A 23,047-nucleotide genomic window follows, 5' to 3' on the forward strand; every position below is an offset into this window, starting at 1 on the left:
GAAGGCAACTAGGCAAAGAGCTCTCTGTTCAAGATGCCCTTGGTGGCCGGGGTGAGCGGCAGGAGGCAGACCCGGACGTTGCAGCCGTCCAGGAAGGGCGGCAGCTGCTCGACCGTGAATTTCGGCTCCCGCTTGCCGCGTTGCGCACGGGCGAGAACGTGACTTCGACGCCAGCGCTGTGCTGAAGCCATGCACGGAATCAAGGTCGCCGCGGCCCTTAGACCCCCGTCACCGAATCCCCCGCCGCGAACCGCGGCTCGCGCTCCGCCTCGGCCTTCGCCGGTCCGAAGCTGAAGCTGGCATACCCATCCTGCACGGCCGCCGCCGTGTACTGGCGGTAGGCATGGAAGCCCCCGGTGAAGAGCGTGAGTCCCTGCGGCTTGTCCTTCACATTCGCACCGACCCACCAGGTCTTGGCCTTGTTGATCAGCGAGCGCTTGGCCAGGTTGCGCACGATGCCCATCCAGTCCTCCTCGGCCTTGGGAGTCGGTTCGATGGTGGTGAGGCCATTCTTGTGCATGTGGGTGATGGCCCCGGCAATCCAGTCTACGTCGTGCTCGCTGATGCGGATGATGTTGGCGAGTGCCGCCGGACCGTTGGGGCCGGTGGTCATGAAGAGGTTCGGGAAGCCTTCCATCATCAGGCCCAGGTACGAACGCGCGCCCTCCTTCCACTTGTCGTTGACCTTGCGGCCGCCGCGCCCGACCACGTCGAAGGCCGTCAGTGCGCCCGTGAGTCCGTCGTAGCCGGTGGCCAGGATCAGCATGTCGAGTTCTACCTCGCCCGACTCGGTGCGCACGCCTTTCTCGGTGATCTCGACGATCGGGTCGGTGAGGCAATCCACCAGGTGCACGGTCGGCAGGTTGTAGGTCTCGTAGTAGCTGGAATCCAGGCAGGGCCGGCGCGCGAAGATCGGATAGCCCTTCGGCTTGAGCTTCTCGGCAGTGACCGGGTCCTTCACGATCTCGGGGATCCTGTTGCGCACGAATTCCGCCACTTGCTCATTCGCCTCCTCGTTGAGCATCAGGTCCGAGAAGGTCCCGAGCATGGCCAGGCCACCCTGCTTCCAGGCGTCTTCGAGCAAGGCCTGGCGCTGGGCGCGGGTCACGCTGAAGAAGGCCCGGGTCGATTGCGGCCGCGTTCCCCCGACCGCGCTGTTGCGTGCGGCTTCGCGGATGCCCGCGTAGTGGCGCTTGACCTCGGCCATGTATTCGGCGTCAAGGTCGACATTGCGCATCGGCATGGTGAAGCTCGGCGTGCGTTGGAAGACGAAGAGTTCGCCGGCCTTCGGCCCGACCTCCTGCACGATCTGGATACCGGTCGAGCCGGTGCCGATGACGCCCACACGCTGGCCCTCGAAGCTGACGGGTTCGTGCGGCCACTTGGCGGCATGCAGCAGGCGGCCCTTGAAGCGTTTCACCCCGGGGATGTCCGGCTCCTTCGGAATCGACAGCGGGCCGGTCGCCATGACGCAATACGGCGCCTCCCAGGTCTCGCCGCGGTCGGTCTTGAGCACCCACAGCGCGCGCGCCTCGTCCCAGCTGGCCCGGTTGACGCGCGTGTTGAACTGGAAGTGCGGGCGCAGGCTGAGCTTTTTCGCGACGAAGTCGATGTAGCGCAGCAGCTCGGGCTGGGCCGCGAACTGCTCGGACCAGGTCCATTCCTGCTCGATCTCGGGAGAGAAGGAATAGCTGTAGTCGATGCTGGGCAGGTCGACGCGTGCGCCCGGGTAGCGATTCCAGTACCAGACGCCACCCACGTCGCCCCCGGCCTCGAAGGCCTGCAGGCTCAAGCCCATCTCGCGAAACCGGTAGACGGCGTACATGCCTCCGAAGCCGCCGCCGACCACGAGGACGTCGACCCGTCGGGTGCCTGGACTCTGACTGGAGGCGGAGTCGGAATTCTTTGAAGTGTCGGCGTTCATAGGCATCTCCATGCAGGTTCTGGTCAACAAAGGGGTTCCGCGCCAAGGCGATCTCGTGCGGTCACGAGCTCGAGTCAGCCGGTCATGTCCTCGGGTCCTCGCGTCATGCAGCCAGCACCCCGCCGTCCACCGGCAAGGTGACGCCGGTGATGTAGCTGGCCATCGGAGAAGCCAGGAACAGCGCCGGCTCGGCGATCTCTTCGGGCTGGCCGACGCGGCCCATCGGCGTGCGGCGCAGAAAACTCTGCAGCCGCTGCGGATCGGCACGGGTGGCATCGGTCATGGACGTCTCGATCACGCCGGGGGCGATCGCGTTCACGCGGATGCCATCCGGCGCGAGATCGACCGCCATCGATTGCGTCAGCATCTTCACCGCGCCCTTCGAACCCGAGTACCCGATGCAGCCGGCCTGCGCGATGAACGCCGCGCCCGAGGCAATGTTGATGACGCAGCCTCGCGTCTGGCGCAACGCCGGCAGGAAGGCATGCAGCACGTTGAAGCCGCCCAGCACGTTGACATCGAAAACGCGGCGGATCTTGCGATGCGCGTCGGGCGTGTCGATGCCTTCGCGCAGGAGGATGCCGGCGTTGTTGACCAGCACGTCCAGCACGCCGATCTCGTTGCCGATCCGTTCGGCCAGGGCGGCGCAGGCCGCCACGTCGGTGATGTCCAGCGCGAAGGCCCAGGCGCTGCCGCCCGCTTCGGCGATCTCGCGCACGGCGGCTTCGCAGTCCTCGGCGCGCAGATCGGCCAGCACCACGCGAGCGCCGGCTCGTGCATAGCGCAGCGCGATGGCCCGGCCGATGCCGCCGGCGGCGCCGGTCACGAGAGCGAGCCGGCCGCGCAGCAGAAGGACGTCGGAACGCTCAGACATGGACAGCTCCAGTGTGTGTCGCGAGAAGCTGGGTCATGGGGTTCCCTCACGCGCCGTTGCGGAAGCGGCTGGGCCGGCGCGTGGGGCCCGGGGAGGCGTCGAGGACACTTCGGGAGGGGTGTTGCCGAGTCTCGTGCGACGGGCCAGGAACGCATTGATTTCGCCCACGATGCCCCGGCGGAACAGCATGACCACCACCACGAAGACGGCGCCTTGCACGATCAGCACCGCCTCCGCGAATCCGGAGAGCTCGTTGGCCATGGTCACGACCACCATGGCGCCCACCACCGGACCGAACATGGTCTGCAGGCCTCCGACGATGCCCATCAGCAGGGCTTCGCCCGAGGTGACCCAGCTCACGTCGGTGAGCGTGGCGATCTGGAACACGATGCTCTTCATTCCGCCGGCCAGTCCGGCCAGCGCGGCCGAGAGCGTGAAGGCCAGCAGCTTGTAGCGGTTGACCCGGTAGCCCAGCGAGATCGCGCGCGGCTCGTTGTCGCGGATCGCGGTCAGCACCTGGCCGAAGGGCGAATGCACCACGCGCCAGATCAGCCAGAAGGCGGCCACCACCGTGACCATGACCACGTAGTAGAGCGTGAGGTTGTCCTGCAGGCTCAGCAGGCCGAGGAGCTTGCCGCGCGGTACGTTCTGGATGCCATCCTCGCCGCCGGTGAAGGGCGAACGCAGCGCGATGAAGTAGACCAGTTGCGCGCAGGCGAGCGTGATCATCGAGAAGGCGATGCCCGCGCGACGGATCGCCAGCGCGCCGGTGGTGGCACCGATCGCCGCCGCCACGGCCGCACCGAAGAGCACGCCCAGCGCGGGATCGAAGCCCCAGACCTTGACGGCATGCGCCGTCGCGTAGCCGGCCGAGCCGAAGAACATCGCATGCCCGAAAGACAGCAGCCCGACGTAGCCAACCATCAGGTTCAGCGAGGCCGCGAGCAGCGCGAAGCACATCAGCTTCATCAGGAAGACGGGGTACGCCACGAACGGCGCCAGCACCAGCGCGAGCGCGCCAGCGACCAGCAGGGCCGCCCAGTGGCGCTCGGAGAACGAGGGGGTTGCGGTCACGTTGTCTCCTTCGACCGATTTCAACGCAGGCTGCCGAACAGGCCCTGCGGACGCACGGCGAGCACGATGAGCATCACCACGAACACCACCATGCCGGCGCCGTCCGGGTACACGAGCTTGGTGATGCCTTCGATCACGCCCAAGCCGAAGCCGGCCACGATCGCGCCCATGATCGAGCCCATGCCGCCGATCACGACCACCGCGAAGACCACGATGATCAACTGGGAGCCCATCAGCGGATTGACCTGGTAGATGGGCGCAGCCATCACGCCGCTGAAGCCGGCGAGCGCCACGCCCAGGCCGTAGGTCAGCATCAGCATGCGCGGCACGCGCACGCCGAAGGTCCGCACCAGATTCGGGTTCTCGGTGGCGGCGCGCAGGTAGGAGCCGAGCTTGGTCCGCTCGATGACGAACCAGGTCAGGATGCACATGCCCATGGAGGCGGCGATCACCCACAGCCGATACCAGGGGAAGAAGGCCATCGGCGTGTCGAGCCCGCCCGCAATCGGGTTCGGATAGGGCTGGCCGGTGGCGCCGAACTTGTAGCGGAACACGCCTTCGAGAATCAGCGCGAAGCCGAAGGTCAGCAACAGCGCGTAGACATGGTCGACGTGATAGAGCCGGCGCAGCAGCGTGCGCTCCAGCGCGACGCCGCTCAGGCCGACCAGCAGCGGCGCCAGCACCAGGGCCCACCAGTAGTTCAGGCCCAGGTACTCGAGGAGGCCCCAGGCCACGAAGGCGCCGAGCATGTACTGCGCGCCGTGCGCGAAATTCACCACGCGCAACAGCCCGAAGATGATCGCCAGGCCCAGGCTCATCAACGAATACAGCGAGCCGTTGATCATGCCCACCAGCACCTGGCCCGCGATGGCGGCCAGTGGGAATCCAAACAAGGTGTCCGGCATAGGTGTCTCTTTGTTCGCTCGTTTCTGGTCGGCTCGGTCAGACGCCGAGCAGCGCCTCGATCCGCGCGTGGTCGGAGGCCAGCGTCTGCCGGTCGAAATGCTCGGCGACCCTGCCTTCCTCGATCACGTAGAAGCGGTCGCCGACACCCGAGGCGAAGCGGAAGTTCTGCTCCACCATCAGGATGGTGAAGCCGCGCTGGCGCAGGATGCCGATGGCCTCGCCGATCTCCTCGATGATCACGGGTGCCAGGCCTTCGGTGGGTTCGTCCAGCAGCAGCAGCTTGGCGCCGGTGCGCAGGATGCGGGCGATCGCCAGCATCTGCTGTTCGCCGCCCGAGAGCCGCGTGCCGGGGCTCTTGCGACGCAGCTTGAGGTTGGGGAACAGCATGTAGATCTCGTCGATCGTCATGCCGCCGGGCATCAGCACCGGGGGCAGCAGCAGGTTCTCTTCCACGTCCAGGCTCGCGAAGATGCCGCGCTCCTCGGGACAGTAGGCGACGCCCAGGCGCGCGATGTCCTCGGGCGCCATGCCCTGGGTGGGGCGGCCGTCGATCGCGATGTGGCCCCGGCGCTTGGCCAGCAGGCCCACCACCGCACGCAGCGTGGTGGTCTTGCCGGCACCGTTGCGGCCGAGCAGGCACACCGCTTCCCCCGGCTGCACCACGAAATCGATGCCGTGCAGCGCCTGCGTTTCGCCGTAGAAGCCGGTGAGGCCACGCACCTCCAGGCAGGGTACGTTCTGCTCAGGCATGAGCGCCTCCCACGTAGGCCGCGCGCACGCGCGCGTCGTTCGAGACTTCTTCGTAGCTGCCTTCGGCCAGCACCTCGCCGGCCTGCAGCACCGTGATGCGGTCGCACAACTCGGCCACGACCTTCATGTTGTGTTCCACCATCAGCACCGTGCGGTCCTTCGCGACCTGCGCGATCAGGCGCGTCACCGGCCCGATGTCCTCGTGGCCCAGGCCGGCGATCGGCTCGTCGAGGAGGATGAGCTCGGGCTCCAGCGCCAGCGTGGTCGCCAGCTCCAGCGCGCGCTTGCGGCCGTACGACAGGTCGGCGGCGGAAAAGTTCGCGTAGGGCTCGAGGTTGACCGCAGCCAGCAGTTCGCGCGCGCGTCCGGTGTAGCGCTCCAGCACCCGCGCGCTGCGCCAGAAGGCAAAGGTGCCGCCGGCCTTGCGCTGCAGCGCCACGCGCACGTTGTCCAGCACGCTCATCTGGCCGAACACCGCCGAGATCTGGAAAGAACGCACCATGCCGCCGATCGCGACGCTGGCCGGGTCGCTCTTGGTGATGTCGTGCTCGTTGTAGTAGATGCGTCCGGCGCTGGCCGGGATGAAGGTGGTCAGCAGGTTGAAGCAGGTGGTCTTGCCGGCGCCGTTGGGGCCGATCAAGGCATGGATGCTGTGGCGCCGGATGTTCAGCGACACGTTCTTCACGGCATGGAAGCCGAGGAACTCCTTGCTGAGCCCTTCGGTGCGAAGAATGCAGTCGCTGGCGCGCGCGGGGTTCGTCATGCGAGCCTCCCGTCGTCGAAGAGCACCTCGGGCAGGCCGCGCACACCCAGGCCGTGGAAGGCGAACAGCGCGCCAGCATCCGGATGGTCGCTGCGCAGCAGGTTGCCGGTGTTGCGGATGCTGGTCAGGTACAGGACATCCAGGTCCGGCCCGCCGAAGCAGGGGCAGGTCGGAAACGGCGTGGGCACGTCGAGCAGCGTGAGCAGCTTGCCGTCGGGCTGGAAGCGGCCGAGCTTGCCGCACTGCACCAGCGCGATCCACAGGCAGCCTTCGGCATCCACCGTGGCACCGTCGGGCGCCGAGCCGTGCGGCTTCGTGCTGAAGAGCGTGCGGCGCGGCCCGACCGCTCCGGTCGCCGGTTCGTAGTCCACCACGCTGACGTTGCCGCTCAGGCTGTCGGCGTGATAGAGCCGGCGACCGTCGGGGCTGAAGCAGGTGGCATTGGCCAGCGCGATGCCGTCGAAGAGCGGCGTCGCGCTGCCGTCGGCCTCCAACCGGTAGTAGCCGCCATCGGTGTCGTGCCGGCCCATCACCATCGAGCCGGCGACGAAGCGGCCCTGCCGGTCGGTGCGGCCGTCGTTCATGCGCATGCCCGGGCCCTTGTGCCGCACCTCGGCCAGCCGCCGTACCGCGCCCGTGGACAGGTCCATCAGGTGGAAGCCGTCCTCGAGCGCCAGGACCAGCCGGCCGCTGCGCGTCAGCGCGATCGAGCCCACCTCACTCGGGGTGCTCCATTCGCTATATCGGCCTTCCGACATGCGCCGAACCAGCCTCGCCTTGGAATCGACCCAGTACAGCGACTGGTCGCGGACGTCCCACACCGGACACTCGCCCAGCCTGTCGCGCGTGTCGCCGATGATCTCGTGTCGTAGTTTCATGAAAGTACCTTCGCCTTCGTCTGCGGTACAAGCCCCCTTCGGAACGGCCGGGCTGGGGCGCATGTGGCACCCTGCCCCGCCCGCCGCGCCTACTTCTTGACGAAATCGCAGCCGCCTTCGGACAGCGGACGGAAGATCTTCTCGGCGGGGATGGCGGTGCCGATCGTGTAGAAGTCGTACTTGCCCTTGGACTGCGCGGGGGTCTTCACCTCCACCGGATAGACCGGGCGCATCACCTGGCCGTCCTCGCGGATCTTCACGTCCTTGGACATGAAGTCATTCACCGGCGTCGCCTTCATCTTCGCCACCACCGCCGGGCCGGCATCGGTGCCGGCCGCCTGCACGCTCTTCAGGTAGTGCGTCACGGCGCTGTAGACGCCCGCCATGATGTAGGTCGGCACCACGCCGTTGTTGCGCTCCATGAAGCGCTTGCTCCAGGCACGCGAGGCTTCGTCACGGTCCCAGTAGAAAGGCACGGTGATGTTCAGGCCCTGCGCGGTCTCCAGGCCCATCGCGGCGACGCTGTTGATCGTCATGCCGAACACGCTCACGCTCTGGCCGCCTTTGGTGATATGGAACTCGGCCGCCTGCTTGAGCGAATTGGACAGGTCCAGCCCCGCATTCAGGATCACGATCGCCTTGGCGCCGCTAGCCTGCGCCTGCAGCAGGTACGACGAGAAGTCGGTGGTGCCCAACGGATGCTTGACCGAACCCACCACCTTGCCGCCCGCCTGCTCGATGAAGCGCGTGGCCTCGGTCTGCAGCGCCGTGCCGAAGGCGTAGTCCACGGTCACGAAGAAGAAGGTCTTGATGCCCTTGTCGATCAGCGTCTGCACGCCGGCCTTGGGCAGCGAGTAGGTGTCGACCAGGAACTGGAAGGCCATCGGCGAGCAGGCCTTGCCGGTGAGGTCGGAGGTGACGGTGCCGGCGATCAGGTAGGGCTTCTGCTTCTCTTTCATCAGGGTCTGCACGCCCAGCGCAATCGACGAGGCCGAGCCGCCCACGATCGCGTCCACCTTGTCCGTCTCCAACCATTTGCGCGCGGCGTTCAGACCGACGTCGGGCTTGTTCTGGTCGTCCAGCGTCAGCAGCTCGACCGGCTTGCCGTTGACCTTGCCGCCGAAGTCCTCGATGGCCATCTTGGCGGCCAGCACGGAACCCGGTCCGCCGTTGCCGGAATAGGGGCCGCTCAAATCGCCCATCAGGCCGATGCGCACCATGTCGTCCGAGATCTGGGCATGGGCCAGGCCGGCGATCGCGGCCAGGCCGGCTGCGGCGAGCACGGCACGCAAGGCCGCGAGGGAGTGCCGAAAGTCATTCATTCCTGTGTCTCCTGTGCTGTCGTTGGTGAATGGTTGGCCGGGGTATCAGGCGCGGCCCGAAGGCAGCGCCAGGATCTGCTTGGCGAGGATGTTGCGCTGGATCTCGTTCGAGCCGCCGAAGATGGCGGGCATGCGCGAGTCCAGGTACTGGTTCATCACGTCGGCCGCAATGCCGCCGATGACCACGTCGTCGATCTGGCCGCCGTGGTCGCCTGCGAGCTGCACGAGTTCGTCCGTGATGCGCTGGTAGGTCTCGGTGCCCCAGACCTTGAGGTAGGAGACCTCGGGCCCGAGCTCTTCGCCGCTGCGCAATCGCCCCATGAAGAGTTCGAAGGCGGACTTGAGATCGCGCACATCGAGCACCAGCTGCGCGTAGCGGTCGCGGAAGTCGCCCATCGCGAGCGCATTCGTGGCCTCGGCCAGCCGATCGAGCTGTCCCAGTGCGTATTCGCACTGGCGAGGCGTGCCGAAGAAGATGCGCTCCTCGCGCAGGAAGGAGTTGGCCACGCTCCAGCCGTCGTCGATGCGGCCCACGACGTTCGAGACGGGCACGCGCACGTTGTCGAAAAAGACTTCGCTGAACTCGCCCTCGCCCTTGAGGTTGACGATGGGGCGCACCTTCACGCCGGGTGTCTTGAGGTCGATCAACAGGAAGGTGATGCCACTCTGCTTGGCGCCGTCGACCTTGCTGGTGCGCACCAGCGCGAACATCCAGTCCGCGCCCGGACCCAGCGTGGTCCAGGTCTTCTGGCCGTTGACCACGAGGAAGTCGCCGTCGCGCTCGGCGCGCGTGCGCAGGCTGGCCAGGTCGGAGCCCGCATTGGGCTCGGAATAGCCCTGGCACCACATGATCTCGCCGCTCAGCACGCGCGGCAGGTGGTAGTCGATCTGCTCGGGCGTGCCGTGCAGGAGCAGCAGCTTGCCGATGGCCAGGCCGTGGTCCGGAATGCGCGCGCAGCCATGGCGTGCGATTTCCTCGGCGTAGATCACCTGCTTGGTCGCCGACAGGCCCATGCCGCCGGCCGTCTTGGGCCAGGAGGGTGCGAGCCAGCCCTTCTTCGACAGCGCCTGGTACCAGTCGGAGATGTCGGCGTAATAGGCGCGCTTCTTCATGAAGCGCTTCTCGGGCGGGTAGTTGGCGGCGATCCAGGTCGCCAGCACGCGACGGAACTCCTCGTCCGGCAGCTCGGCCACGTCCACGTCGTCGGCCACCACCAGGGGCGCGTTGTCGGACTGGCGCACGCGGCCGGTCTTCATCATTTCGTCCAGGAAGCGGGCGCGCTGCCAGAGCGGATTTCCGAGCCAGGCCGACAACGCCAGCGCACGCTTCAAGCACAGGCCGATGTCCGTTTCATCGGCGATGCCCATGCCGCCGTGCAGTTGGATGGCCGCCTTCCCAACCAGCAGCGCGGTGGCGCCGGCGCGTGCGCGCGCCGCGCGCAGCGACTGGATTCGCGTGCCCTCGTCGGCCGGGCGGGCCCAGTCCAGCAGCGCGTTCTCGGCCGAGGCGCGCGCCAGCTGGCAATGCATCCACATGTCGACCATGCGATGCTGCAGCGCCTGGAACGAGGCGATGGGCTTGCCGAACTGGACGCGCTGCGAGGTGTAGGCCACGGTGGCGTCCAGCGCGCGTTCGGCCACCCCCACGAGTTCGAAGGCGCTGGCCAGGCGGCCCAGCTCGATGGCCTGTGCGACGGCATCGCGCACCACCGGGCCGCTGGCGAGCCGGGCATCGGCCGAGAGCACCAGGCCCTCGACGTCCACCTCGCCGAAGTTCAGTCCATCGACGGTGCGGGTCGTGCGAATCGCCGCCGGTCGCGTGATCCAGAACAGCACCGGGTTGCCGTCCTCCAGCGCGTAGACAAGAAAGCCGTCGGCGGCGTCGGCCAGTGGCACGAAACGCTTGACCCCCCCTTCCAACTGCCAGCCCTCGCCCTTTCGGACGGCTCGCATCCGGACATCGTCGATGCCCAGCTCGCCGGCGGCTTCCTGCCAGGCCAGCGCGACCAGCGTCTGCCCGGCGAGCACCTGCTCGAGCAGCGCACGTGCAGGCGCCGAGTCGGTGGCGATCGGCACCAGCGCCTGCACCACCATCAAGCCGCAGGCGACGTAGGGTTCCGGTGCCAGGCCGCGTCCCAGTTCGCTCGCGATCAGCATCGCCTCCGCCGCGCCGAGGCCGTGACCGCCGAGCGCTTCGGGCACCAGCACGCCACTCCAGCCCGCCTCTGCCATGTCGCGCCAGATGCTTCGGTCGAAAGGGATGGCCTGGTCGCGCAGGCGGCGCACGCGTGCCGGGGCCGGGTGTCTCTCATGGAATGCCTGCACGCTGTCGCGCAGCATCGTCTGGGTTTCGTCGAGATGAGTCATGGGTGGGGAGCCTTGGTGCTGTGCGGAAGGTCGCGCGTCTCATTCGGCGGGGCCGCTTCGGGCCACGTCCGTCGGAAGCTGGTGATCTCTGTACTGCTCGCGCAGCTTGAGCTTCTGCAACTTGCCGGTGGCGGTGTGGGGGAGCGCGTCCACGAACAGCACGTCGTCAGGCATCCACCACTTGACGACCTTGCCCGCCATGAAGGCGAGGATGTCCTCGCGTGTGGGCTGCGCGTCGGCCTTGGGCACGATCAGGAGCAGCGGGCGCTCCTGCCAGCGCGGGTGGGACACGCCGATCACGGCGGCCTCCTGCACGTCGGGATGGGCCACGGCCGCATTCTCGAGGTCGATGGACGAAATCCATTCGCCGCCGGATTTGATGACGTCCTTGGAACGGTCGGTGATCTGCACGAAGCCGTCGGCGTCGAGCGTGGCCACGTCGCCGGTCGGGAACCAGCCCGCGGCGTCGGTCGCGTCGCCGTCGGCGCGGTAGTAGCCCGAAGCGACCCAGGGCCCGCGCGCCTTCAGGTCGCCGAAGACCTTGCCGTCGTGCGGCAGCGGCTGGCCGTCCTCGCCGAAGATCTCGATCTCCACGCCGTAGATCGCGCGGCCCTGCTTCGCCTGCACGTCATAGCGCTGCGGCAGCGGCAGCTCGCGGTGCTTGTCGAGCAGCGTGCCGATGGTCGCGAGAGGACTGGTCTCGGACATGCCCCAGGCATGGATCACGTAGGCGCCGAAGAGCTCCTCGAACTTCTGGATCATGGCGCGCGGCGCCGCCGAGCCGCCGACGATCAGCCGTTTGAGCACGATCTCCGACAGGTCGAGCGCGGCGCGGTTGCGCTCGATGTAGTCGAACAGGCCCAGCCACACCGTGGGCACACCCAGCGAGAAATTGCAGCGCTCGTCGCGCAGCAGCCGATAGATGTTCTCGCCCGACAGATGCGGCCCGGGCAGCACCAGCTTGGCGCCGCACATCGCGCCCGCGTAGGGCACGCCCCAGGCGTTGACATGAAAGAGCGGCACCACCAGCAGCACGCTGTCGCGCGCGGAAATAGCCAGGCCATCGGCCGCGCATGCGGTGAAGGAATGCAGCACCGTCGAGCGGTGGCTGTACAGCACGCCCTTCGGGTTGCCGGTGGTGCCCGAGGTGTAGCAGAGCGACGAGGCAGTGTTCTCGTCGAAGACCGGCCATTCGAAATCAGCGGATGCCTGGGCCAGCAGTTCCTCGTAGCACAGCAGGTTGGGCAGCTGCACGTCCGGCATCTGGGAACGCTCGCAGAGCGCGACGAAGCCCTTCACGCGGCGCAGCTGCGGCGCCAGTTCGGCCAGCGTCGCGGCGAAGCTGTTGTCGAAGAAGACATAGCCATCCTCGGCATGGTCGAGGATGTAGGCGATCTGCTCCGGAAAGAGCCGCGGGTTTACCGTGTGCAGGATGGCCTGCATGCCCGAGACGCCGAAGTACAGCTCCAGGTGGCGGTGCGTGTTCCAGGCCAGCGTGGCGACCCGGTCGCCCGCGCCGACACCCAGGCCGGTCAGGGCGTTGGCCAGGCGCTTGGCGCGCTGTTGCACTTCGCGCCAGTTGCTGCGGTGGGTGCTGCCGTCCGGCATGTGGCTGACGATCTCGCGCTCGCCGTGGAAGGCGGCAGCATGGTCGATGAGTCCGGACAGCAGCAGGGGATGCTGTTGCATCAGGCCGTTCATGAAGTCTCCTTTTGTCCGGTCCAGCTCAGTGGTAACTGCGCCCGCCATCGACCGCCGGCACGATGCCGGTGACGAAGGAGGATTCGGCGCTGCTCAGGCAGGGCGCTTCCGACTTCAGGAAATTACCGGCCGACCGGTCAATAACGAAGCCGAGATGGGTGGAGGGCATGGTCCTGATCCTCATGGGTCAAGCGTCGGTCGTGATGGGGGCGCTGCGACTTCTGGTCGAGCGCGGCTTGGCGCGCGAGGTCGGCGACGGCACCATCGACGAGGCGGACGCGGACTGCGCTGCCGGCGGCCGGTTGTCTGCCGCCTGCGCCGGACGCGCTTCGACCAGCAAGCCGTACAGCGCCATGTCCAGGAACTGCTGCATCACCTCGGTGACGCCCAGGCGCCCATCGGGCCGGTGCCAGTTGGTCATCTGGTTCAGGCCGGAGAGCAGGAACCGGCCCGCGATGGCTGGATCGATGGCGCGCACCTCGCCGCTGGCGATGCCCTCGGCAATGCACTGCCGCAACAGGCTCTCGTAGCGGTCGCGTAGCGCGATCGCGGCCAGGTGCTGGCCTCTTCTGCCGCCTTCGCGAAAGGCCCGGGAGCCGGCGATCCACCGGTCGCGCGCCAGGTCGAACACGTCGGCCGAGGACTGCATGAAGGCGCGGATGCGCGCCGTCGGCGAGGACTCGGCGGCCACGGCGGCCGAGACATCGTCCACCAGCGACTGCATCGACTCCAGCACCACTCGCTCGTACAGCGCCTCCTTGTTCGGGAAGTAGTAGTACAGCGCAGCCTTGGTGATATCCGCGGCTTCCGCGATGTCCCGCAGCGAGGTGCGCTCGTAACCGTCGCGCGCGAACAGGCGGCGCGCGATGGCCAACAGCTGGTTCTCGCGCGTGTCCGGCGCACCGGACTTGCCCGCGCGAGCGGGTGGCGAAGAGGCAGTTCGGCGGGACATGATGATGCGATGGGGGCGACGGTGGAACGCGAACGCAGTGCCCGGCTCAGCGCCCGGTGAAAACCGGTTTGCGCTTCTCGAAGAAGGCGCGCTGCGCTTCCTTGGTGTCTTCGGTCTTCGACAGCGCCACCGTGTTGCCCTGCTCGTATCGATAGGCGTCGCGCGGCGGCATCGTCAACGTCATGCGGGCGGCTTCCTTGGCCAGACGCACGGCGATCGGGCTCTTGGACGCGATCTCCCGCGCGATGCCCATCGCGTAGGGCATCAGCTCGGCGGCCGGCACGCAGGCTTCGATCAGACCGAGGCGGTACAGCTCCTGCGCCGACACCTGCATGCCGGTGTAGAACATGCGGCGCGCGCGCGACTGGCTGAAGAACTTCTGCAGGAAGGTGACGCCGCCGGCCAGGCCGACGTTGATCTCGGGCATGGAGACATAGGCGTCCTCCGAGGCGACCCAGATGTCCGAACCCATCACCAGGCCGAAGCCCGCGCCGAGCGCGGCGCCGTTGATGGCGGCGATCACGGGCTTGGAGCACTCGACCACCGCGTAGTACGACTCACGCACCAGCCGGTTGTGCCGGCCATAGGCGCCCGGCGTGGCCGCCAGGTTGGGCCGCTCGCGGATGTCGGCGCCGGCCGAGAACACCTTGCCGGCGCCGGTCAGCACGATGGCGGCGACATCGTCCATGTCGCTGAGCGTGTCGAACAGCTCGGTGATCTCCGCGCGCATCTCGGCGTTCTGCGCATTGACCGGCGGGCGGTTCAGCGTGACGACGGCGATGCCGTCCTCGATCGTCAGAAGGAGTGTCTTGAGTTCCATCATGTGTGTTCTCTCGGGCTGGGGTTGGCGGGGGCTTGTCGCATGGAGATCAGGGCATCCAGGCACACGGCTCCCTGCAGGTTGACGACAAAGGGGTTGATGTCGATGCCGGCCAGCTGGTCGGCATGGCGCACCGCGAATTCGGACAGGCGGCTGAGCGCATCGGCCAGGGCCTGCGTGTCGTAGGCCGGCCCACCGCGCCAGCCCTTGAGCAGGGCCGATGAACGCACCGCGTCGATCAGCGACATCGCGTGCGCGGCGGTGAGCGGCGCGGAAGCAAAGGCCACGTCCTTGAACAGCTCCACCGCGGTGCCGCCCAGGCCGAACATGACCATCGGGCCGAACACCGGATCCATGTGGATGCCGATGATGGTTTCCACGCCGCCGCGCACCATCGGCGCGATCAGCACGCCATCGATGCGGGCCTGCGGCGCACGCTCGGCCGCTCGGGACATGAGCGTGCGGTAGGCGGCAGAGACCGCGCTGGCATCCGGCAGGTCCACGAGTACGCCGCCGACCTCGGTCTTGTGCGGAATGTCGGCCGAGACGATCTTCGCGACCACCGGGTAGCCCATGCCGTGCGCGGCACGCGCGGCCGACTCGGCACTGGTGCAGGTCTGTTCGGGCAGCACGGGGATGCCGGCCGCGCCGAGGAGCGCCTTGGCCTCGGCCTCGGTCGAGGCCGGCGGCAGGGGCTGCGAGCCGCTTGCCGCTGCGATGCCGCTGCGCATCCCGCGCCGCAGTCTCGCCATGCGAGCGGCACCGGCGATCGCGCGCACCGCCCGGGAGGGATCGGCGAAGACAGCCACGCCCGCGGCCTCGAGCCGCTCGGTCACGCCCTGCTCTGACAGCATCACCAGCACCAGTGGCCGGTCCGGATGCGCCGCCCGGATGTCGATCATTCGTCGCTCCGTCGCCGCGAAGCGCGACGGCGACAGGCCGACATGGGCCAGGTAGGCGAACAGGGTGCCGAAGGGCGAGCCGGGCAACAGCATCGCATCGAGCACGCGGGCCACGCCATCGGGCACCGAGGTGACCTGCGCGGTGGTGTCGTAGGGGTTGGCCGGCACCGCGAAGGGCAGCAGCTCGCGCAGGGCCTCGGCCGATTCGGTGGCGAGCGGCGGAAGCACCATGCCCAGATCGGACGCGTCGTCCGCCATCAGGATGCCGATGCCGCCGGAGCCGGTCATGATGCCGATGCGCTCGTTCGCCGGCAGCTGGCCGGTGACGGCGCACAGGTGCGCGATGTCGAGCATCTCCTCGATCGAGGCCGCGCGGTGCGCGCCGCATTCCGCGAATACCGCGTCGTAGATCGCGTCATTGCCGGCCAGCGAGCCGGTGTGCGTCGCGGCAGCGGCCGCGCCGACCTCGGTGCGGCCGATCTTCATGATGACCAGCGGCTTGCCGGCGGCGGCAGCCTTGCGCAGTGCCGCGCGCAATCGAGCACCGTCCTTGCAGGCCTCCAGCGCGGCGCAGATCACGCGCGTGTCGGCGTCGTCGGCCAGGTAGTCGATGCACTCCGCCACGTCCACGTCGGCCTCGTTGCCGGTCGCGATCACGCGGCTCAGGCCGATGCCGCGCAAGGTCGCCATGCCGTACGCCGCCGAACCGAAGGCGCCGCTCTGCGTGGCCATGCCGATCACGCCCGGCTTGGGCCGCAAGCCATTGAGGGCGGTGGAGAAGGTCGCGTAGAACTTGGCCGATGGATTGAGCAGCCCGAGCGCGTTCGGGCCGACCATGCGCATGCCTGCTTCGCGGCAGATGCGCACCAGCCGGGCCTGCAGTTCGGCACCCGCGGCATCGGCCTCGGCGAAGCCTGCGGTGAAGATCTGGACCACCTTGACGGCCTTGCGGGCGCAGTCCTGCAGTGCGGCCTCGACGCCGGGTACGGGCACCGCGACGATGACATGGTCCACCGGGCCGGGCACATCGGCCAGGCTGGCGAATGCGGGCAGGCCCTGGATCTCGGCGGCGCCGCTTCGGTTGACGGGGTACAACGCGCCGGCGAAGCCCGCTTCGACCAGGAAGCGAAGCGGCCGGCCGCCGATGCGCTCGGGGTCGGACGACGCGCCGATGATCGCCACCGATGACGGGAAGAAGAGAGGATGGAGCGAATGCATGGACGGTGTGCGATCAGAGGAATGCGTGCGTCACACCGCCGTCGATCAGCATCGATTCGCCGGTCATGAAGCCGCTGTCATCGCCCGCCAGGAACACCGCGGCATTCGCGATGTCGTCGACCTGGCCCAGGCGCCCGACCGGCGTGCGAGCAATGCGCTTCGCCATGCCGGCTTCGTCGACGTTGATGCGCACACCCTCGGTCATGATGGTGCCGGGCGCAATGGCGTTGACGCGGATCTTCTTCGGTCCGAGCTCGACCGCCGAGGCGCGCGTCAAGCCCAGCACGCCGGCCTTGACGCCGCAATAGATCAGGCTGTTGGGAATGCCGAGAAAGCCGGCGGCGGAGGCGATGTTGATGATGGAGCCACCGCCGCCCTTTGCCATCGAGGCAGCGGCGATCTGCGTGCCCCAGACCACCGACTTGAAGCCGGTGCCGACCATGCGATCGAGCATCTCGGGCGTGATCGCATCGATGGGACCGTAGCGCACCCAGATGGCGTTGTTGACCAGCACGTCGAGCCGGCCGTACAAGCCTTCGAGGGTGGCGACCGCCGATTCGAAGGTGGCACGCTCGGCCACGTTGCCGGCGCAGGCCACGGCCTGCCCGCCCTGTTCGCGGATCGCCTGCGCGGCGCGCTCGGCATGGTCGGCCTTGATGTCGAGCACCGCGACGATCGCGCCCTCCGCCGCAAAGCGATCGCAGATGGCGCGCCCGATGCCTTGTGCGCCGCCGGTCACCAGGGCAACCTTGCCTTCCATGCGTAATGCCATGCTTGTCTTCCGTGCTCTATTTGCACAAAATTCTACCGGCCGGTTAGTAAGTTGCGCAGCCCCATTTTGATCAGGAATTACCCTATGGACACCCTCGATATGACCCGGAAAGTAGGCGAGCTGATGGACCGCGAGGCCATCCGCGAATGCATGTTTCGCTATTGCCGCGGCATCGACCGCCAGGACGAGGCGGCCCTACGCAGTTCCTATTGGCCGGACGCCACCGACCGCCACGGCCCCTACCAGGGTAGCGCCATGGGCTTTGTCGACTGGGCCTTGGCCAAGCTGCGCACACAAGGCGAACGCTCGGTGCACAACGTCGCCAATCTGTCGATCACCTTGCGCGGCGAACAGGCGGCGGTGGAGACCTACTTCATGGCGCTGCAGCGCGACCGCGATGCGCAAGGCACGGCGCGCGAGGTCTTCTTGGCCGGTCGCTACCTCGATCGCTTCGAGAAGCGCTCGGGGGAGTGGCGCATCGCGCAGCGCACGGTGGTGTACGACTGGGTGCGGCCTCTGGGCACGCCCGAGGGGACAGAGGCGGAGCGCTTCGGTCCGCGGCAGCCGATCGGCGGGGTGCAGGGCAACGATCCGATCCACGCGTTCTTGGCGGCAGTGGAGCAGCCGGGCAGTTAGGAGCCTGCGCGGCAGAAGACCGCCGAAGCGAAAACGCGCGTCGAGCCATAGCCCGGTATGGACGACCGCTCGGCGCGGGATTACCGCCTCAAGACTTCGCTGTCTGCCGCCCCGCCATCGATCTCGCTGGCTTGGCCGCGCCGGGCGCCTTCATCCCGATCAGGACGATGTCGAGGTATTGCTCGATCACCTGCCTGGGCGTCAGCCGCCCGTCCCGCTTGATCCATCGCGTCATCTGATTGAGTGCCGATAGCAGCAAGCGCCCGGCCGTCGCTGCGTCGACCTCGCGAAACTCGCCCGAGGCGATGCCTTTGGCGATGCAATCGCGCAGCAGCTTCTCGAACCTGTCGCGGCGGCTGACCGCGGCCGAGCGGATCTGTGGGCCCATGCTGGACCAGAAGACATTCGATCCGGCGATCCAGGCATCGGGCGCTTCGGCAAAGACATCGGCCGCGGTGACCATGAAGGCGCGCACCTGCTCGGTCGCGCTGTCGGCCTGATCGATCGCGTCGCTGACGCGATCGATCAGGGCCTGGAGGTTGTCCACCACGATCTGCTCGTAGAGCGCTTCCTTGTTGGGGAAGTGGTAGTAGAGCGCGGCCTTGGTGATCTTGGCTTGCTGCGCGATGTCGCGCAGCGAGGTGCCGGCGTAGCCATGTGTGGCAAAGAGGCGGGACGCGATTTCGATCAGCTGGGTCGGTCGGTCCTCGACCGCGGCGCCACGGTTCGTCTTCGTCTTTGCTGCTCTATCGGTTGCCATCCATGCCTTCGTAGGTGGCCTTGAATATACTTCATGGCCTCGGGACGGAAGGGGCCGCTGTCGCCGTTTTGGCCGAACCGCGACCCGGGCGTCCACTGCGGGATGACTGACGATTCGGTCGCCATGCCCCCGTCAAGACATGATGGTCGCTCGGCATTGGCCGGCGAACCGAAAGTCACCATGCATGCGGGCCATCGGCGCTGAAGAACCCGGGGAGATCCTTCGCCATGGATGGAGCCCGACGCCGGTTCGAGCCGACCCTCGCCAGCCTGCCCCGTCTGATTCGGATCAGATCAGCGCTTGCGGGCCTTCGTCTCATCTGTCCCACCACCACTCGGGACGTAGCTCACACCATGATGGGCCAAGTAATCGCGAATCAGGCGCCTCACCACTTGAGAAGGCGTCACGTCCTGTTGCGCGCAAAGTGTCTCGAAGGCCTGTTTCTTGGCCGGATCAATGAGGACCGTAAGACGAGCAGTCTTGAGCTCCATGACGACTCCAAGTATGTCAATGTATGTTAATCCAACACACATACCAGTCAATCTATCAGCGAGGCAGCATTCTGAGTTCCTCAATCGCATGGCGTTCATATACTATGTGCATCGGGTACCTATTGCATTGCCATGCTGAGGATCCATGGAGCTCAAACCTGCGCGCTTGACCCTGCTCGCCGCCCCTCATGGGAGGGAAGCCTTCGAGCGGCCTTGTGCGCCGCAGGATGGGACGGCATCGCAGAGGGTGCGCCGGCTGCCCGGTGAGCCTGCGCAGCACGGTACCTGAGTCATGAGTGGCCTGCCCCCCATCGCGCAATGGATCCATCTCGATTGGATGCTTGTTGTGACGATGGCCTGGTTGGTCGTGGGGGCCACCGGGATCTTCGCCTTGCGTCGATTCAGCCTGGTGTCGCAGGTGCTCTTCCCCATCGGGGGACTGCTCGGGCTGGTGCTCTTCGGGCTGGCCCTGGACGCACTGTTCAGTCGCCCCGAGGTCGCCGTGTTGCCCATCGGGCTGCCGGCACTGCCCTTCCATCTCCGCCTGGACAGCCTCTCGGCCTATTTCCTGATGGTGATCGGTGGCGCGTCAGCCGGCATCTCCGTGTTTGCGGCCGGATACTTCCGCAAGGGCGAAGGCACGCCCCCCGGCCTGCTGTGCCTGGAGTACCACCTCTTTCTGGTCAGCATGGTGGGGGTGGTCCTCGCCGACGACGCCTATTCGTTCATGGTGATGTGGGAGACGATGGCACTGTCGTCGTTCTTCCTGGTGACCGCGAACCACCGCATGGCCGAGGTGCGCAGCGCGGGCTATCTCTACATCACGATGGCGCGAATCGGCGCGATCGCTGTCCTGCTGTGCTTCGGTGTGCTGCAGGCCAACACGGGCGACTACACCTTCGCCAACATGCGTGCCCAGGTGCTTTCTCCATCCTGGGCCTCCGTCGGCTTCTTGCTCGCCTTGCTGGGCTTCGGCGCCAAGGCCGGCATCCTGCCGCTGCATGTTTGGCTGCCCGAGGCCCACCCCGCCGCGCCGTCCCCCGTCTCGGCCATGATGAGCGGGGTCATGCTCAACACGGCCATCTACGGGCTGTTGCGCGTGTCTTTCGACCTGCTGCATGTCCGCCTGTGGTGGTGGGGCGGGCTGCTGCTCGGGGTCGGCCTGGCGACCGCCCTCTTCGGTGTGATCTTCGCGGCGGTACAGACGGATATGAAGCGGCTGCTGGCCTATTCGTCGATCGAGAACATGGGCCTGCTGTTCGTCGGCATGGGCCTGACCCTGATTTTTTCCGCCTACGGCATGCAGCCGATGGCCGCGCTCGCGTTGACGGCCACCCTCTATCACGTTGCAGGCCACGCCTTTTTCAAGAGCCTGCTCTTCCTCGGGACCGGCTGTGTGCTTCATGCCACGTCCGAGAGAAGCCTCGGCAAGATGGGAGGGCTGATCCGGATGATGCCCTGGGTGGCCTGGCTCACGCTGCTGGGCGTGTTGACCAGCGCGGGCCTGCCGCCGCTGGGGGGCTTCGTGTCGGAATGGCTGCTGCTGCAGAGCTTCCTCTTCACGCCGGGGCTGCCGGTGCCCTTGCTGACCATGCTGATTCCGGTCGTGGCCGCGCTCATCGCCCTGGTGGCCGCGCTGGCCGGGTACACCATGGTCAAGTTCTTCGGCGTGATCTTCCTCGGGCAGCCGCGCGAGGAGAAGCTCGCCCACGCCCACGATGCGGGCCACTGGGAGCGAGTGGGCATGGTGTGGCTGGCGCTTGGCTGCATCGCGTTGGGACTGCTGCCGACACAGTTCATTCAATTGATCGATCCGGTGACGCAGCAGCTTGTCCAATCGGGTCTCGGCGCCAAGGCGGCAGCCAGCGGCTGGCTGTTGGCGCCGAGCAGTCTCGCGCAGGCCAGCTACGGTCCCGTGATCTTTCTGCTCGGAATCCTGGGAAGCTTTGCGCTCGCCTTCCTGCTGGTCCGCAGGCTCTACCACGGTCGCATCCGCCGCGGCCTGCCCTGGGCCTGCGGCTTCCCGTGGGGCACGGCCCGCATGCAGGACACCGCCGAAGGATTTGGTCAGCCGATCCGCCAGATCTTCGAGCCATTTTTCCTGATGCGACGCGATCTGCCCACGCCCTTCGATGCGAAACCGCACTATCGCGTCACGATCGAGGATCACTTCTGGCGCTGGCTCTATGTCCCCGTGGCGGACCTGGCGGCGTACCTCGCTCGGCTGATCGGCCTGATGCAGCAGGGCCGGATCTCGGTGTACCTGCTGTACAGCTTCCTGACGCTCGCGGCCACGCTGCTCGTGGTGATGCGATGAGGTCGCCATGAGCTTCTCTGCCTTCATGTCGCAGTTGCTCGAGATCGTCATCGCGATCGGGCTGGCCCCCCTGCTGACCGGCTGGGTCAACCTGTGGCGCGCGTGGCTCCAGAACAAGACGGCACCCAGCCTCTGGCAGCCCTATCGGATGCTGCACAAGCTGTTCAACAAGGAGTCGATGCTTGCCGACCACGCATCGCGACTGTTTCGCGTCACGCCCTACGTGATGTTCGGCTGCATGGTGCTGGCTTGCGCCATCATCCCCACGCTGTCGACCGATCTGCCGTTGGCGCCGGCGGCCGATGCGATCGCACTGGTCGGCCTGTTCGCCCTGGCGCGGGTGTTCGTATCGTTGGCCGCCATGGACATCGGCACCGCATTCGGCACCATGGGGGCACGGCGCGAAATGCTGATCGGGTTTCTGGCCGAGCCCGCGCTGTTGATGGTCCTGTTCTCGGCTTCGCTGATTTCCCAGTCGACCTCACTCACCACCATTGTCGAGACGCTGACGCAGCGCGAACTCGCGATCTATCCCGGCATGGCCTTTGCCGGGGTTGCATTCACGATGGTGTCGCTGGCCGAGAACGCGCGCGTACCGGTGGACAATCCGGCCACGCACCTCGAGCTGACGATGATTCACGAGGCGCTCATCCTCGAGTACTCGGGTCGCCACCTGGCGCTGATCGAATGGGCGGCCAGCCTGAAGCTGTTCGCCTATTCGTGCATCGGCCTGGCCCTGTTCTTCCCATGGGGCGTCGCGCAGGCTCAGGCCCCGCTGGAGATGCTGTTGGCCCTGCCCGTATTGGCAGCCAAGCTCGCCGTGGGCGGCTTTCTGCTTGCCACGCTGGAGACGGCAAGCGCCAAGATGCGCATCTTCCGCGTGCCCGAGTTCCTGGCCACCGCCTTCCTGCTCGCGGTGATCGGCATGCTGGTACACCTGCTCCTCCATCAGTGACATGAGCAGCAGCATCCTGACCCAACTCGTCAACCTGCTCGGCGCGGTGCTGCTGATGCTCGCCTTCGCGATGATCTCGCAGCGGCGCATCCTCACCCTGATTCACCTGTTCACCATGCAGGGTGCGACGCTGGCGCTCGCGACCGCGGTGGTCGGCTATGCGACCGACCAGCACCACCTGTACCTGTCGGCCGGGCTGACCGTGGTGCTCAAGGTGCTGTTGATCCCGTACCTGCTGCACCGGGTGATCGACCGCCTCGACATCCGCTGGGACGTCGAGACGCTGATCAACATCCCGACGACGATGCTGATCGGCATCGGGGTCGTGATCTTCGCGTTCAATCTGGCGATACCCATTTCCCAGTTGTCGTCGGCGCTGGCCAGCGGCACGCTGGGCATCGCGCTGGCCTGCGTGCTGCTGTCGTTCCTGATGATGATCGCGCGCGCGAAGGCGGTTCCGCAGGTGATCGGCTTCCTTGCGATGGAGAACGGCCTGTTCTTTGCCGCCACGTCGGCCACCTACGGTATGCCGATGGTGGTCGAGTTGGGCATCGCGCTGGACGTGCTGATCGGCGTCCTGATTCTGGGCGTCTTCATGTTCCAGATTCGCGAGCAATTCGACAGCCTGGACATCCGCCACCTCGAAAAGCTGAAGGAAGACTGAG

At 67.0% G+C, this 23,047-nt stretch carries 23 protein-coding genes; 5 read left to right on the forward strand and 18 right to left on the reverse strand.

What is annotated here, in order from left to right:
- Positions 1 to 8: 8 nt before the first annotated feature.
- The 16 genes from J2739_RS10325 to J2739_RS10400 form a co-directional block, all read right to left on the reverse strand.
- A complete protein-coding gene (locus J2739_RS10325) occupies positions 9 to 191 on the reverse strand; it encodes a hypothetical protein (RefSeq protein WP_309901202.1) in 183 nt (60 codons plus the stop codon).
- A 26-nt stretch (positions 192 to 217) separates the two neighbouring features.
- Positions 218 to 1,924: a flavin-containing monooxygenase gene (locus J2739_RS10330; protein ID WP_309901203.1), complete on the reverse strand. Its 1,707-nt coding sequence runs from the start codon at positions 1,922 to 1,924 to the stop codon at positions 218 to 220.
- A 103-nt stretch (positions 1,925 to 2,027) separates the two neighbouring features.
- Positions 2,028 to 2,798, reverse strand: coding sequence for an SDR family NAD(P)-dependent oxidoreductase (locus J2739_RS10335; RefSeq protein ID WP_309901205.1), 771 nt, complete (start codon positions 2,796 to 2,798; stop codon positions 2,028 to 2,030).
- A gap of 33 nt (positions 2,799 to 2,831) precedes the next feature.
- A complete protein-coding gene (locus J2739_RS10340) occupies positions 2,832 to 3,872 on the reverse strand; it encodes a branched-chain amino acid ABC transporter permease (RefSeq protein WP_309901207.1) in 1,041 nt (346 codons plus the stop codon).
- 20 nt (positions 3,873 to 3,892) lie between these two features.
- Entirely contained in the window at positions 3,893 to 4,777 is an 885-nt protein-coding gene (locus J2739_RS10345) for a branched-chain amino acid ABC transporter permease (RefSeq protein ID WP_309901209.1), read from the reverse strand.
- 37 nt (positions 4,778 to 4,814) lie between these two features.
- A complete protein-coding gene (locus J2739_RS10350; protein ID WP_309901211.1) occupies positions 4,815 to 5,528 on the reverse strand; it encodes an ABC transporter ATP-binding protein in 714 nt (237 codons plus the stop codon).
- The gene (locus J2739_RS10355; protein WP_309901213.1) at positions 5,521 to 6,291 is read right to left on the reverse strand and encodes an ABC transporter ATP-binding protein; all 771 of its coding nucleotides are present in this window, start codon (positions 6,289 to 6,291) and stop codon (positions 5,521 to 5,523) included. The genes J2739_RS10350 and J2739_RS10355 overlap by 8 nt, the downstream gene beginning before the upstream one ends.
- Positions 6,288 to 7,169 carry an SMP-30/gluconolactonase/LRE family protein gene (locus tag J2739_RS10360; protein WP_309901214.1) on the reverse strand — a complete coding sequence of 294 codons (882 nt, stop codon included), beginning with the start codon at positions 7,167 to 7,169 and terminating at the stop codon, positions 6,288 to 6,290. Before J2739_RS10360 ends, J2739_RS10355 begins: the two co-directional genes overlap by 4 nt.
- An 89-nt stretch (positions 7,170 to 7,258) precedes the next feature.
- A complete protein-coding gene (locus J2739_RS10365) occupies positions 7,259 to 8,491 on the reverse strand; it encodes an ABC transporter substrate-binding protein (RefSeq protein ID WP_309901216.1) in 1,233 nt (410 codons plus the stop codon).
- Between the two features lie 45 nt (positions 8,492 to 8,536).
- Positions 8,537 to 10,858, reverse strand: a complete 2,322-nt coding sequence (locus tag J2739_RS10370; RefSeq protein WP_309901218.1) for an acyl-CoA dehydrogenase family protein — start codon at positions 10,856 to 10,858, stop codon at positions 8,537 to 8,539.
- 39 nt (positions 10,859 to 10,897) lie between these two features.
- On the reverse strand, positions 10,898 to 12,559 hold the full coding sequence (locus J2739_RS10375; protein ID WP_309901221.1) for a 3-(methylthio)propionyl-CoA ligase: 1,662 nt from the start codon (positions 12,557 to 12,559) through the stop codon (positions 10,898 to 10,900).
- Between the two features lie 25 nt (positions 12,560 to 12,584).
- Positions 12,585 to 12,728, reverse strand: a complete 144-nt coding sequence (locus J2739_RS10380; protein ID WP_309901223.1) for a hypothetical protein — start codon at positions 12,726 to 12,728, stop codon at positions 12,585 to 12,587.
- Between the two features lie 18 nt (positions 12,729 to 12,746).
- Positions 12,747 to 13,511 (reverse strand): TetR/AcrR family transcriptional regulator, encoded by a 765-nt coding sequence (locus tag J2739_RS10385; RefSeq protein ID WP_309901225.1) that lies wholly within the window; start codon positions 13,509 to 13,511, stop codon positions 12,747 to 12,749.
- Positions 13,512 to 13,557: 46 nt separating this feature from the next.
- Complete coding sequence (locus J2739_RS10390; protein WP_309902105.1) at positions 13,558 to 14,331, reverse strand: enoyl-CoA hydratase/isomerase family protein; 774 nt, start codon at positions 14,329 to 14,331, stop codon at positions 13,558 to 13,560.
- Positions 14,331 to 16,451 carry an acetate--CoA ligase family protein gene (locus J2739_RS10395; protein WP_309901227.1) on the reverse strand — a complete coding sequence of 707 codons (2,121 nt, stop codon included), beginning with the start codon at positions 16,449 to 16,451 and terminating at the stop codon, positions 14,331 to 14,333. Before J2739_RS10395 ends, J2739_RS10390 begins: the two co-directional genes overlap by 1 nt.
- A 13-nt stretch (positions 16,452 to 16,464) precedes the next feature.
- Entirely contained in the window at positions 16,465 to 17,223 is a 759-nt protein-coding gene (locus J2739_RS10400) for an SDR family NAD(P)-dependent oxidoreductase (RefSeq protein ID WP_309901229.1), read from the reverse strand.
- Positions 17,224 to 17,307: 84 nt separating this feature from the next.
- Here J2739_RS10400 and J2739_RS10405 point away from each other — a divergent pair, with 84 nt between their 5' ends.
- Positions 17,308 to 17,859, forward strand: a complete 552-nt coding sequence (locus J2739_RS10405; RefSeq protein WP_309901231.1) for a nuclear transport factor 2 family protein — start codon at positions 17,308 to 17,310, stop codon at positions 17,857 to 17,859.
- A gap of 88 nt (positions 17,860 to 17,947) precedes the next feature.
- Here the strand turns inward: J2739_RS10405 and J2739_RS10410 are convergent, their stop codons facing one another.
- Both J2739_RS10410 and J2739_RS10415 read right to left on the reverse strand, forming a co-directional pair.
- The gene (locus tag J2739_RS10410) at positions 17,948 to 18,619 is read right to left on the reverse strand and encodes a TetR-type transcription factor C-terminal domain-containing protein (protein WP_309901233.1); all 672 of its coding nucleotides are present in this window, start codon (positions 18,617 to 18,619) and stop codon (positions 17,948 to 17,950) included.
- A gap of 293 nt (positions 18,620 to 18,912) precedes the next feature.
- Positions 18,913 to 19,110 (reverse strand): CopG family transcriptional regulator, encoded by a 198-nt coding sequence (locus tag J2739_RS10415; protein WP_309901235.1) that lies wholly within the window; start codon positions 19,108 to 19,110, stop codon positions 18,913 to 18,915.
- A 145-nt stretch (positions 19,111 to 19,255) separates the two neighbouring features.
- Here J2739_RS10415 and J2739_RS10420 point away from each other — a divergent pair, with 145 nt between their 5' ends.
- The 4 genes from J2739_RS10420 to J2739_RS10435 are packed head-to-tail and all read left to right on the forward strand — an operon-like array spanning position 19,256 to position 23,046.
- The gene (locus J2739_RS10420; RefSeq protein ID WP_309901237.1) at positions 19,256 to 19,399 is read left to right on the forward strand and encodes a CopG family transcriptional regulator; all 144 of its coding nucleotides are present in this window, start codon (positions 19,256 to 19,258) and stop codon (positions 19,397 to 19,399) included.
- Positions 19,400 to 19,402: 3 nt separating this feature from the next.
- Complete coding sequence (gene hyfB, locus J2739_RS10425) at positions 19,403 to 21,427, forward strand: hydrogenase 4 subunit B (RefSeq protein ID WP_309901239.1); 2,025 nt, start codon at positions 19,403 to 19,405, stop codon at positions 21,425 to 21,427.
- A gap of 7 nt (positions 21,428 to 21,434) precedes the next feature.
- A complete protein-coding gene (locus J2739_RS10430) occupies positions 21,435 to 22,382 on the forward strand; it encodes a respiratory chain complex I subunit 1 family protein (RefSeq protein WP_309901240.1) in 948 nt (315 codons plus the stop codon).
- A 1-nt stretch (position 22,383) separates the two neighbouring features.
- Positions 22,384 to 23,046, forward strand: a complete 663-nt coding sequence (locus J2739_RS10435; protein WP_309901243.1) for a formate hydrogenlyase — start codon at positions 22,384 to 22,386, stop codon at positions 23,044 to 23,046.
- Position 23,047: the final 1 nt, after the last annotated feature.

Origin of the sequence: Variovorax soli (assembly GCF_031454625.1) — a bacterium.
GTDB classification, from domain to species: domain Bacteria; phylum Pseudomonadota; class Gammaproteobacteria; order Burkholderiales; family Burkholderiaceae_C; genus Variovorax; species Variovorax soli_A.